The following is a 12,627-nucleotide window of genomic DNA, read 5'->3' as shown; positions in this document are numbered from 1 at the left end:
ACCTCCGTTCAGACATTAATTTTATCTATGATTATGATGACAATACCATCGAAAAAACAAGCTCATTTACTCAGGGTCGAATAAAATGAGGGCTATTGGTAAAAAATTGCCAGCCACACGGTGACTTCCTCTTGACTAGTTTCAACAACTTTATGCTTTTCATGCGCTTTAATGTGTAAATAACTGCCAGGTAATAACTTTTCAATACGCCCACCTTCAAATTCAATAACCCCGTAGCCAGACAGAAGAATTACCCACTCATGCTCATCCTGATCATACCAACCTTCCTCAGGTGAACTTTGGCCAAAAGACAATATTTTTTCCACTCGCAGCTTATCGGTTATCAATAAATCTTCAAAGATTTCCTCTTTAAAATTATCAGGAATACCATTAAATATATTTTTCATGATCTAGTCCACTTGTTGTTTGTTAGGCAAATACCTTTTAAAGACAACGGGTTTATAAAGCACAACATTTTGACGAAAAAAAAGGGCTGCCTTTAAGCAACCCTTTTTAACATCTAACTTATGTTAAAAAATCTTAGTTAGCAGCCGTTAAGTTACGGCGCGTAATTTTCGCATCAGCTTTTAATGCTTCAATATATCCTGACATAGCATTTTGCGCTAACATCTGAGTTAATTGCTGGTCGAAGCCCGCAGGTACTGTCGCTTCTTCGTCATTAATTACTGCTGTTACTTCAACGATAGCTAAATCACCATTCATAAGACTTACTGTATTCGCAGACACTTGACCTTCACTAGGGTGCGGCAATGCAAATGCGTCCTTAACCAAAGCACCATCTAATCCACCACCAAAACGAGGGACAGCTTTATGCTCCTCAAATGAAGCACTTGCTTCTGTTAACTGTTGGTCAATACTTTCGCCACCAGTAAACGCAGTCAATAATTCGTCAGCTACCGTTTGTGCTTTTTCGCTCGCACGAGTCGCAACTAAGCTAGCTTTAATTTGCTCACTTACTTCAGCTAAAGGCTTAGCATTAGCTTCCTGGTACTCATTGATGCGCACCACGATTGCTAAACCATTATTAACTTCAATGATATCTGAATTTAATTGCTCAGAAATAACCATATCAGAGAACGCAGCATCTAATACTTTTGCATTGTCAAATGGCGGTGTACTGCCATTGCGTGAAATCCAGTCAGACGTTTGCACTGATTCACCAATTGCATTTGCAGCATCTTCTAAGCTATCAGGTACTTCGAAACTTAACTCAGCAACTTGCTGTTGAAGCTCGAAGAATTTATCTTGCGCTTTTTCATTACTTACAGTCGTTTTAAGTTGCTCTTTCACTTCATCAAGAGTTTGAACTTGTTCTTTTGTAAGCTCAGTTAATTTAATTAAATGAAGACCGAATTCTGTTTCAACTATGTCCGATACATCACCAACATTTGCTAAAGCAAAAGCAGCATCATCAAAAGCATCGTCTTCCATTGCACCACGCTCTAACCAATCTAGGTCGCCGCCATTTTCACCACTAAAGGTATCGTCAGAAAGTTCTTGAGCTAAAGCAGCAAAATCTTCTCCTGCCGCTAAACGTGTTTGAATAGCCGTAATTTTAGCTTTAGCTGCATCAACATCATCACCGGCTTCAATAAGGATGTGTGAAACACGGCGCTGCTCTTCTCGCTTATAGTTAGCAATATTCTCGTTGTAGTAAGTTTCAATATCGGCATCACTTACTTCAATTCCCGCAGCAATTTTAGCAACATCAATCGTGACATAATCGAGCTTAACTTTTTCTTCGTTTTGGTAACGAGATAAGTTTTCTTGGTAGTAAGACTTGATATCCTCTTCAGAAACTTCAATGCCTGCTTCGAACTGTTTCGCAGAAATAGTTGCAAAACGTAAATCTCGTTTTTGGCTTTGTAATTGTGCCAACTGCTGAGTTTGATATGGAAGCGTGAACTCTGTTCCAACCACTCCATTTATCAACTGTTGACGCACAAGTTGAGTTCGTAAGTAATCGCGAAAGTCCGTCGATTGATAAAAACCAGCTTGATTAATTAGCGCCAAGTACCTGTTATTGTCGAATTTACCATCTACTTGAAATTCACCCATCTCACGGATAGTTTTTTTGATTAGTTCATCGCTAATTCTTAACCCTGCACCGTCCGTAGCCTGCAACAATAATTCTTGATCTATTAACCCGTTTACCACGCTTTCACGCATATTGGCCATATATGTTGGGTCAGCAGCTAACGTCTCGAACATCTCACCGAATTGCTGTGCCATGCGGTTACGTTGGTTTTGAAGCGCCTTTTCAAAATCAGCTTGGGTAATTTTAACACCATTCACTTCAGCTACCGACGTATCAGCACTATTGGTATAACTACCGATACCTGCAACAGCAAAGGTCAATATAATAAAACCAAGAATGATTTTAGCGACCAATCCCTGAGAGCTTTCTCTAATATTTTCTAACATCGTATTCTCTTAACACTCGGTGTTTACTTTGTATATTTTTTATTTCGTGCGCGCGATTTTACCAGAAGCAAATGCAAGCTTGAAGCATAATTAATAGATTTTACCATTCTATCCATTAACTAATTGTTCACAAAACAAAAGACCACCCTAAGGTGGTCTTTCTAAATTCAATATAGTAACTAATGATTAGTTACAAGCATCTTTTAACGCTTTACCAGCTTTAAATGATGGGATTTTAGCTGCAGCGATTTCGATTGTTGCACCAGTTTGTGGGTTACGGCCTGTGCGTGCTGCACGGTCACGTACTGAGAAAGTACCAAAACCAACTAAAGCAACTTGCTCACCACTTTTTAACTCTTCAGTCACAGCATCAATAAATGAATCTAACGCACGACCAGCAGCAGCTTTAGAAATGTCAGCACCAGCAGCGATTTTCTCGATTAATTGAGATTTGTTCACAGTAATATTCCCCTTCAATTGTTATTATTCAGCGCTATCTTTGTATTTTTAGCGTCCTGCAGAAGCTTTTATAGCAAGCTTCTTTTTGAACATCAAGCACTGAGTTAAAGAAATTTAAAATTTAAGATAAATGCATTTACCTTTAGCTCACCCCTTGTTAATAGTGGGGTACAGCGCTTTTAGCCCCCTTAACTTACCACAACCTGAGAGTTTGGAAAGCCCTAAATGCATTTTTTTCTATTTTTTTTTAACTTTTACGTATATTTAGTCAATATTTCGTCAGAATTTCTCTGTTATTTGGGCAACTGTACACTTTCAACAGGGTTCTCTAACGCGATTTCAAGCACTTCTTCGATCCATTTAACACAATGAATACTTAAGTCTGCTTTAACATTTTCTGGAATTTCCTTCAGATCACGCTCGTTATCTTTTGGAATTACTACAGTTTTAATGCCACCACGATGCGCTGCTAACAGTTTTTCTTTTAAACCACCAATAGGGAGTACTTCACCTCTTAGCGTGATTTCACCTGTCATTGCAACATCTGCTTTTACAGGGTTCCCTGTTAAGCTAGACACTAATGCAGTGCACATACCAATACCAGCACTTGGACCGTCTTTAGGCGTGGCACCCTCAGGAACATGGACGTGAATATCGCGTTTTTCGTTAAAGTCTTCGTTGATACGTAAACTATCTGTTCGGCTTCTAACGACAGTCAAAGCTGCCTGAATAGACTCTTGCATCACATCGCCTAATGAACCTGTGTAAGTTAGTTTACCTTTACCTGGCACAGACGCAGTTTCAATTGTTAATAATTCACCACCAACCGATGTCCACGCTAAGCCAGTAACTAAACCAACTCGGTTTTGATCGTCCGCTTTACCATAGTCATGACGTTGAACACCTAAAAACTCTTCTAAATTATCTTGAGAGATGGTGACCGTTTTAAGAGATTTATCAAGTAATATCGCTTTTACTACTTTGCGACACAGTTTTGAAATTTCTCTTTCTAAATTACGAACGCCAGCTTCACGAGTGTAGTAACGAATAATGCCGATAATTGCACTGTCTTCAACAGTAATTTCACTTTCTTTTAAACCATTTCGCTTGATTTGCTTGGTTAATAAGTGACGTTTAGCAATGTTAAGCTTTTCGTCTTCGGTATAGCCAGATAGACGGATAACTTCCATTCTATCAAGAAGTGGTCCAGGAATATTCATGCTATTAGATGTAGCAACAAACATTACATCAGATAAATCGTAATCAACCTCTAAGTAGTGATCGTTAAAACTGGTGTTCTGCTCAGGATCTAGCACTTCAAGTAATGCTGATGCTGGGTCACCACGCATATCCGATGCCATTTTGTCGATTTCATCTAATAGGAACAGCGGGTTTTTTACACCAACCTTGGAGATCTTTTGAATAAGCTTACCTGGCAACGAACCTATATAGGTACGACGATGACCACGAATTTCTGCTTCATCTCTTACGCCACCTAGCGCCATACGCACGTATTTTCGACCTGTCGCCTTTGCAATAGATTGACCCAACGAGGTTTTACCAACACCAGGAGGACCAACTAAACACAAAATAGGACCTTTTAATTGCGAAACGCGATGTTGAACCGCTAGATACTCAATAATTCGTTCTTTTACTTTTTCTAAGCCATAGTGATCAGACTCTAACACCTCTTCAGCTAAGGCTAAGTTCTTTTTCAACTTGCTACGCTTTTTCCAAGGTACATTAGTCATCCAATCAATATAGCTGCGCACTACCGTTGCTTCTGCAGACATTGATGACATCATTTTTAGTTTCTGCAATTCAGCCATTGTTTTCTCTTTGGCTTCTTTAGGCATTTGTGCGTCGTCAATTTTCTTGGTGATTTGCTCTATCTCATCAGGCACATCATCCATATCGCCAAGTTCTTTTTGAATTGCTTTCATTTGCTCATTCAAATAATACTCACGTTGGCTCTTTTCCATTTGCTTTTTAACGCGAGAACGAATTTTTTTCTCAACTTGTAATAAGTCAATTTCCCCTTCCATTAAAGCCATCAAATGCTCTAATCGTTTTGCAATATCTTTGATTTCAAGAACATTTTGCTTTTCGATTAGCTTAAGTGGCATGTGGGCAGCCATGGTGTCGGCTAGTTGCTCAGCGTCATCAATACCTGAAATTGAGGTTAACACTTCAGGTGGAATTTTCTTGTTAAGCTTTACGTAACCTTCAAATTGAGAGATTGCGCTTCGTACAAGAATATCAATGCTGTCTGAGGCACTATTTTCTATTTCAAGGTACTTAATATCTGCGGTAAAGAATTGCTCTGTTTCGACAAACTTAGTGATTTCTGCACGCTTAGCACCTTCAACAAGCACTTTAACAGTACCGTCTGGCAGCTTTAGCATTTGTAAGATGGTGGCGACAGTACCCGTTTCATAAACATCATTTTCTGTCGGGTCATCAATTGAAGCGTCTTTTTGTGCCACTAAAAATACTTGCTTGTCCGCTTCCATAGCAATATCTAAACAGCGAATAGATTTTTCACGACCAACAAATAACGGAATTACCATCTGCGGATAAACGACAACATCACGCAACGCAAGAACAGGAATTTCTGCGATGGTATTTACAGGGGCTAATTCTTCAGACATTAGACTCTCTCTTTTAAGGTAAATGACAACCTTATCTATTAGGAATTAAAAACTATATGGGGATAATAGGTTAGCTTTCAATATCGAGATGAAAAAAAGCAAACGTTCGGCTATTTTTTCGCCAAAAAAAAGAGCACTTCAAGTGCTCTTTAATCTATCTATTAAAAAATTAGTTATCAGAAGCTGCTTTATCAGTAGGCGTCTCATAAATCACAATTGGTTTAGATTCGCCCTTAATAACGGTTTCATCAACAACCACTTTTGCTGCATTTTCCATAGAAGGTAACTCGTACATAGTATCAAGTAACACACCTTCAACAATTGAACGCAGTCCTCGAGCACCCGTTTTGCGTACCATAGCTTTATTAGCAATCGCAGTTAATGCATCTTTTCTAAACTCTAATTCAACACCTTCCATATCAAATAGTGCTGAGTATTGTTTAGTTAAGGCGTTCTTAGGCTCTTGTAAAATTTGAATCAAAGCACTTTCGTCAAGCTCACTTAACGTAGCAACGACAGGTAAACGACCGATAAACTCAGGAATCAAACCATATTTAACTAAATCTTCAGGCTCAACTTCTTGGAATCGTTCAGTTAACGACTTGTTTTCGTCTTTAGCTTTAACTTCAGCACCAAAACCAATGCCAGTGCCAGTTTCGCTGCGTTGCTCAATAACTTTGTCTAAACCAGCAAAGGCTCCACCACAAATAAACAAGATCTTAGAGGTATCTACTTGTAAGAACTCTTGTTGCGGGTGCTTACGACCACCTTGAGGCGGCACCGAAGCAATTGTACCTTCAATAAGCTTCAATAGCGCTTGTTGTACACCTTCGCCTGATACATCTCGTGTAATAGATGGGTTATCAGACTTTCTAGAAATTTTATCAATTTCATCGATGTAAACGATACCACGTTGCGCCTTTTCAACATCGTAGTCACATTTTTGTAGAAGCTTCTGGATTATGTTTTCTACGTCTTCACCAACATAACCAGCTTCAGTTAATGTTGTTGCATCAGCCATAGTAAATGGAACGTCTAACAAACGCGCTAGCGTTTCAGCAAGTAAGGTTTTACCACTACCTGTAGGACCGATAAGTAAGATATTACTCTTACCGAGTTCTACGCCGTTATGAGAGTCGCCATTGCGCAAACGTTTATAGTGGTTATAAACAGCAACAGCTAAAACTTTCTTGGCATGGTCTTGACCAATAACATAGTCATCAAGGCTTTCTCTGATCTCGACAGGAGAAGGTAAAGACTCTTTATCTTGTTTAGGCGCTATTTCTTTAATTTCTTCGCGAATAATGTCGTTACACAGCTCGACACACTCATCACATATAAATACCGATGGACCCGCAATTAACTTACGTACTTCATGTTGGCTTTTGCCACAAAATGAACAATATAATAACTTGCCGTTATCACCGTCACCTTTTTTTATATCGGTCATTCGGTACCTCTAAACATTTTCAAACATCGTAATACTAAGTATTTCACAAAATTAGCAGATAACAATACAAATTTACCGCTAAGTTACGATTCACTTCTTTGTTCTAATATGGAGTCAACTAATCCATATTCAACTGCTTCGTCTGCACTAAGGAAATTATCGCGATCTGTATCTTGTGCGACTTTTTCAAATGGCTGGCCAGTGTGGTCAGCCATTAAGCGATTCATCTTCTCTTTAATGTGCAAAATTTCTTTGGCATGTATTTCAAAATCTGACGCCTGACCTTGGAAGCCACCTAACGGCTGATGAATCATGACACGAGAGTTAGGTAAGCAATAACGCTTGCCCTTAGCGCCACCTGATAATAAAAAGGCCCCCATACTTGCTGCTTGACCTACACAAACAGTGCTTACGTCAGGACGAATAAACTTCATCGTATCGTAAATTGCCATACCTGCAGTAACAGAGCCACCTGGAGAATTAATATAAAGAAAGATATCTTTTTCAGAGCTTTCAGATTCTAAGAAAAGTAACTGTGCAACGATTAAGTTAGCCATGTGATCTTCAACTTGACCACATAAGAAAATAACACGCTCTTTTAATAAACGAGAATAGATATCATATGAACGCTCCCCTTTTGCTGTTTGTTCAACAACCATTGGGACTAATGCGCTTTCGATTGGATTTGTTGTAGATGAATTTTTAAGAGAATTAAACAACACGATTTCCTTGATAAAAAAATGGCTTATATGTTTCCATATAAGCCATTTAAGCTATTGCTTTAAACAATGTCAACCAAAAAGGTTATTTACCTTCTGGGTTCATAATGTCTTTGAAGTTTGCTTTCTTGTCTGAAACTTTCGCACCTTCAACTAGAACGTCAACAGCTTGCTCTTCTAAAGCAACATTTTGCATTTGTTGATACATTTCTTTGTTGTTTTTGTAGTACTCGATCACTTCTTTTGGATCTTCGTATGCAGACGCTGCTGATTCGATTAACTCGTCAACTTTAGCGTTGTCTACTTTAAGTTCGTTTTGCTTGATAACTTCACCAAGTAATAAACCTACTTTAACACGACGCTCTGCTTGCTCTTTGAACATATCTGCTGGAAGTTCAGGTAAGTTCTTAGGGTCAACTTGACCACCAAAACGTTGTAGTGCTTGTTGACGAAGAACGTCAATCTCTTGATTGATTAAAGACTGTGGAAGTTCAACATCGTTAGCTTCAACTAAGCCATTTAACGTTTGCTCTTTAACTTTAGCTTTTACTGCTTGAGTTAATTCACGCGTCATATTCTTTTGAACTTCAGCGCGTAATGCTTCAACACCACCTTCTTCGATGCCGAATAGTTTAGCGAACTCGTCATCTACGTCAGGTAAAATTGGGCCTTCAGTTTTATGAACTTTAATGTCGAATTCTGCGTCTTTACCTTTAAGGTTTTCTGCATGGTAATCTTCAGGGAAAGTTACAGAGATAGTTTTCTCTTCACCTACTTTCATACCTGTGATTTCTTTTTCAAAACCAGGGATCATACGACCAGCGCCAAGCTCTAATTCGAAACCTTCAGCTTTACCGCCTTCAAATTCTTCACCGTCAACACGACCTAAGAAGTCGATTGTTAACTTATCGCCTTTCTTAGTTTTACGCTTGTTTTCTTTCCACGTTTGGTGCTGCTTTTGAAGCGTAACAAACATTTCGTCAACGTCTTTTTCAGTAACTTCTACTGCTGGACGCTCAACTTTAATCTTGTCTAAGTCTTTTAACTCAACTTCTGGGTAGATTTCGAATACTGCTTCGAATTCTAAGTCTTGACCGTCAACGTTGCTTTTCTCGTTGAAAGCAGGACGACCAGCTGGGTTAATTTTCTCTGCAATAATAGCTTCAACGAAGTTGCGCTGCATTACTTCACCAGCAATTTCTTCGCGTACTGCTTTGCCGTAACGCTTTTGGATTACTGATGGTGGAACTTTACCAGGACGGAAACCGTTGATTTTTTGAGTTTTCGCGATTTGGCGAAGACGGTTCTTAACTTCTACGTCAACTGTTTCTGCTGGAACAGTAATCGTTAATTTGCGCTCCAAACCTTGAGTTGTCTCAACTGAAACTTGCATTTATTTACCTCAATAATTAGTACAGGTGTACTTCATTTTTGCATCTAGTCATGAACACGCAATCATTGCCATGTACACCAACTTAACTGTTAGATAACTACTTTCAGTTAAGTCCTTAGATGAACCTATTTAAAAATAATGACGCGAAATTATAGCGGCGCTTTCTACAAGAGTCGATAGGGAAAAGCAATTAATTTTTAACCTATTAGTTAAGAATTCGCTAATCACCTTAAAAACAAGGTAATTATTTCGCTACAAGCCAATAAAAATAAGAGGTTAAACGTCGAGAAAAAATAAATATTTTGCTGAAAAATATCTGACGGACTCATGCAAAGTGACGATAAATAAAAAAATAGTGAAATAAAACAATAAAGAGAAGAGTGGTCGGTGATGCAAGATTCGAACTTGCGACCCCTTGGACCCAAACCAAGTGCGCTACCAAGCTGCGCTAATCACCGACTGAAAAGTGGGGTGGCATATGGGACTTGAACCCACGACAACTGGAATCACAATCCAGGGCTCTACCAACTGAGCTAATGCCACCATAGCAAAAATGCTTACATTCCAACAAGTTATACAGAAATAGCAGTAAATGTTTACCACCCTTGTTCGGAACGGGGCGTATACTAATGACAATTAGATGCCAAGTCAACAATATTTCGCAGTTATTTTTGCAAAAAAGTTTAGTCGTTCATTTTTTAGCTAAAACGTTCAAAAACACCGCATCAAAGGCTATTTAGACAGCAGACTGGCCAGTATTAATTTTAGAATAATTAGCGCGAGTGTTGCCGTAACTTTCCCAACGTACTCGTTCTCCATTTATCACTCTATTTAACCTTAACTTACATTAAGCCTATATACGATACGCAGAATAACTAAAGCATGTTTATTTGATTCAAGTAGCTATCGTTTTGCTTATCGTTATTAGTCATTAAAGATTAAATACCAAGTAAGTAAAAAGATAAGCTGGAAATTAAACAAGAACAAAAAATTAAATAAAAATACCCACGCTAAACACGCAATCTATCTTAATGGTAATTAAAAAGGAGCAGAATTAAAAAGGAAATAAAGAGAAATGGCACGCCCTAAAGGATTCGAACCTTTGACCCACGCCTTAGAAGGGCGTTGCTCTATCCAGCTGAGCTAAGGGCGCACGATACCTACTAGCGGCACTTCCTAATTGAAAATAGAAAGTGGTCGGTGATGTAGGATTTGAACCTACGACCCCTTGGACCCAAACCAAGTGCGCTACCAAGCTGCGCTAATCACCGACATATAGTTTTGTTAAAAGCTTGCTGCCTTCAACGGGAGCGGATATTACCGAGTTGCACGATTCTCGTCAAACCTTTTTTTCACAAAAAAAAGCGTTCGCTCACTTTTGCAACAACATCTAGCAAAAATAGCACTAATTGATGACGATGTAATCAGTAACTATGCATACCACTACGTAATCAAAACAGATTCAGATTAAGGTATACAATATAACAATAAAAGTAGGCTACACTCGTTAGATAAAGTATGCGAAAATAGCGGCGATTTTTACTTGTGAACATTTCAGGAACTATGACGGCATCTCTTATTGATGGCAAAGCCATTGCACAGCAACTTCGAACTTCAGTTAAAGAAAAGGTTCAGCAACGCCTAGACAAAGGGCTACGCGCACCCGGCTTGGCCGTGATTTTAGTTGGCAATGATCCAGCTTCAGAAGTATATGTTGGCAGCAAACGCCGCGCATGCGAAGAAGTGGGTTTTGTTTCGCGTTCATTTGATCTTCCTGAAACCACAACACAAGATGAACTGTTAGGCCTAATTCGTGAATTGAATCACGATGACTCAATTGATGGTATCCTTGTTCAGCTTCCTTTACCTGAGGGCTTAGATGCCAATTTAGTGATAGAAACTATTTCACCGAATAAAGATGTTGATGGTTTCCATCCTTCAAACGTAGGTAAGCTTGCTTTACGTCAACCGGGTCTTCGTCCATGTACACCTAAAGGCATTATGACCTTGTTTGATTCGACAGGCGTTAATCCACATGGATTAGACGCATTAGTTGTTGGCGCCTCAAATATTGTAGGCCGCCCTATGACGTTAGAGTTATTACTTGCAGGGTGTACTGTAACGACTACTCATAGATTTACTAAGAACCTAGAACAAAAAGTTCGTAATGCTGATCTTCTTGTTGTTGCTGTTGGTAAACCAGCCTTTATTCCAGGTGACTGGATTAAAGAAGGCGCTATCGTGATTGATGTTGGTATCAACCGTTTAGACAATGGCACCTTAGTGGGTGATGTTGAATATGACGTCGCCAAAGAAAAAGCTAGCTTTATTACGCCTGTTCCCGGCGGCGTAGGCCCTATGACAGTGGCAAGCTTAATCGAAAATACCTTAATCGCTTGTGAAGACTACAACGACAAGTAATGACTCAGGTAAAGCATTAGTTTAATTCAATAAAAAAGCTCGCATTTAGCGAGCTTTTTTATTATCGGGTTATTTTAGGCAAAGAATTTTATCACTCAACCTGTTTTCTTCTGGCAGCTAAAGCTAAACCGGCAAAGAGAAACAGTATCAACATATGTGGCTCAGGCACTGCATAAGTATGACTTGCATCGCCTAAATAGCCGCGATAGTTTTCAGAAAAAAAATCGACACTACTTTCAGCGGCACCAAACCCTTCATCGAACCACATGCTTGTAAAGCCTTGTGGTGCCGCCAAGAAATTATTGAGCTCAGCGTTAGTAAACTTTTTGGCTTTTTTCGACAGAAAATCTTTTTCCATCCCCATAAAAACCGTTATGTTATGAAAATAGTCTTTCTGCTTAGTTATATTTGATATTTGTAATTGGTTAATAACTCTAAAACCTTGCCTTGAATCATCAAACAAGATCTCTCCTGTTGTAGCATCACTAACTACCCTACTTTCAAAGACCAACTCGAAATAGCGATCAAATATTTCTACGTGATCATTACCAAAGTCATTTGGGAATGCCATCAAGCTATTACTAAAAGGTGTAAATGCGGAGATAGGCGTTATATTAAACGCATTGATATACAAAGAGTAATGTTTATTATCGCGAGTATATTCATAATAGTCCCCCCCAACTGATCCTCTTTCAAATTCGGTTGCCAAATTTACATCATATGAGATAGAAAACGATGTTGAAGGAATTGGCGTTAAAGGCCAATCAAAAGACCTTTCACCCGTCAAATAATCTACTTCAGAATGGTAGGTGTATTCATGAGTTGTAGTAAGCTCGAACGTTAGCAAGTTTGCTACGGCAGATGGTGCCTGAACAGATAAAACAAAAAAGATAACCGATATTATGTTTTTTAAAAGTCCTTTGCTGCGCATTGTTTTTATTCCATTTATTATTTTTTGATGGCGAATTATACAGAAATATTACAATTTTAAAACAGTACGCCCTCATTAAAGTATAATGTATACTAAAAAAGGGTAGATTGTTTTTGAATAGCTACAAATAAAGTGGTTAAGAAAACTAATACTGAAAG

9 protein-coding genes and 4 tRNA genes are annotated in these 12,627 nt (G+C 38.7%); 1 reads left to right on the top strand and 12 read right to left on the bottom strand.

Translation table 11 applies throughout. The annotated features are described in order from the left end of the window. Positions 1-92: 92 nt before the first annotated feature. The 11 genes from ACOB80_RS12865 to ACOB80_RS12815 all read right to left on the bottom strand — a co-directional run bounded on the left by ACOB80_RS12865 (position 93) and on the right by ACOB80_RS12815 (position 10,388). Positions 93-407: a cupin domain-containing protein gene (locus tag ACOB80_RS12865; protein ID WP_473166238.1), complete on the bottom strand. Its 315-nt coding sequence runs from the start codon at positions 405-407 to the stop codon at positions 93-95. A gap of 133 nt (positions 408-540) precedes the next feature. Continuing rightward, on the bottom strand, positions 541-2,445 hold the full coding sequence (locus tag ACOB80_RS12860) for a SurA N-terminal domain-containing protein (protein WP_473166237.1): 1,905 nt from the start codon (positions 2,443-2,445) through the stop codon (positions 541-543). Positions 2,446-2,631: 186 nt separating this feature from the next. Further along, positions 2,632-2,904: a nucleoid-associated protein HU-beta gene (gene hupB, locus ACOB80_RS12855; RefSeq protein WP_044832489.1), complete on the bottom strand. Its 273-nt coding sequence runs from the start codon at positions 2,902-2,904 to the stop codon at positions 2,632-2,634. 293 nt (positions 2,905-3,197) lie between these two features. Further along, positions 3,198-5,555, bottom strand: coding sequence for an endopeptidase La (lon, locus tag ACOB80_RS12850; protein ID WP_473166236.1), 2,358 nt, complete (start codon positions 5,553-5,555; stop codon positions 3,198-3,200). Positions 5,556-5,724: 169 nt separating this feature from the next. Continuing rightward, a complete protein-coding gene (gene clpX / locus ACOB80_RS12845; protein WP_473166235.1) occupies positions 5,725-7,005 on the bottom strand; it encodes an ATP-dependent protease ATP-binding subunit ClpX in 1,281 nt (426 codons plus the stop codon). Between the two features lie 83 nt (positions 7,006-7,088). Continuing rightward, positions 7,089-7,724 (bottom strand): ATP-dependent Clp endopeptidase proteolytic subunit ClpP, encoded by a 636-nt coding sequence (clpP, locus tag ACOB80_RS12840; protein ID WP_473166293.1) that lies wholly within the window; start codon positions 7,722-7,724, stop codon positions 7,089-7,091. Between the two features lie 85 nt (positions 7,725-7,809). Beyond that, complete coding sequence (gene tig, locus ACOB80_RS12835; protein ID WP_473166234.1) at positions 7,810-9,117, bottom strand: trigger factor; 1,308 nt, start codon at positions 9,115-9,117, stop codon at positions 7,810-7,812. A 381-nt stretch (positions 9,118-9,498) separates the two neighbouring features. Beyond that, positions 9,499-9,575 (bottom strand) — tRNA-Pro (locus ACOB80_RS12830). Positions 9,576-9,584: 9 nt separating this feature from the next. Further along, positions 9,585-9,660, bottom strand: a tRNA-His gene (locus ACOB80_RS12825). Positions 9,661-10,193: 533 nt separating this feature from the next. Further along, positions 10,194-10,270, bottom strand: a tRNA-Arg gene (locus ACOB80_RS12820). Positions 10,271-10,311: 41 nt separating this feature from the next. Then, positions 10,312-10,388, bottom strand: a tRNA-Pro gene (locus ACOB80_RS12815). Between the two features lie 292 nt (positions 10,389-10,680). Between ACOB80_RS12815 and folD the strand changes: the two genes are divergently transcribed. Continuing rightward, on the top strand, positions 10,681-11,538 hold the full coding sequence (folD, locus tag ACOB80_RS12810) for a bifunctional methylenetetrahydrofolate dehydrogenase/methenyltetrahydrofolate cyclohydrolase FolD (RefSeq protein ID WP_473166233.1): 858 nt from the start codon (positions 10,681-10,683) through the stop codon (positions 11,536-11,538). Between the two features lie 91 nt (positions 11,539-11,629). Here the strand turns inward: folD and ACOB80_RS12805 are convergent, their stop codons facing one another. Continuing rightward, positions 11,630-12,469: a PEP-CTERM sorting domain-containing protein gene (locus ACOB80_RS12805; protein ID WP_473166232.1), complete on the bottom strand. Its 840-nt coding sequence runs from the start codon at positions 12,467-12,469 to the stop codon at positions 11,630-11,632. Positions 12,470-12,627 lie beyond the last annotated feature (158 nt).

The organism is Thalassotalea coralli, from assembly GCF_055786205.1.
This window is presented reverse-complemented; position numbering and strand designations above follow the sequence as displayed.

Excerpts from the sequence above, each read along its gene's own strand:
- lon (WP_473166236.1), bottom strand. The coding sequence starts at position 5,555 with ATGTCTGAAGAATTAGCCCCTGTAAATACCATCGCAGAAATTCCTGTT.
- ACOB80_RS12805 (WP_473166232.1), bottom strand. The coding sequence starts at position 12,469 with ATGCGCAGCAAAGGACTTTTAAAAAACATAATATCGGTTATCTTTTTT.
- tig (WP_473166234.1), bottom strand. The coding sequence starts at position 9,117 with ATGCAAGTTTCAGTTGAGACAACTCAAGGTTTGGAGCGCAAATTAACG.
- ACOB80_RS12860 (WP_473166237.1), bottom strand. The coding sequence starts at position 2,445 with ATGTTAGAAAATATTAGAGAAAGCTCTCAGGGATTGGTCGCTAAAATC.
- ACOB80_RS12865 (WP_473166238.1), bottom strand. The coding sequence starts at position 407 with ATGAAAAATATATTTAATGGTATTCCTGATAATTTTAAAGAGGAAATC.
- clpX (WP_473166235.1), bottom strand. The coding sequence starts at position 7,005 with ATGACCGATATAAAAAAAGGTGACGGTGATAACGGCAAGTTATTATAT.
- folD (WP_473166233.1), top strand. The coding sequence starts at position 10,681 with ATGACGGCATCTCTTATTGATGGCAAAGCCATTGCACAGCAACTTCGA.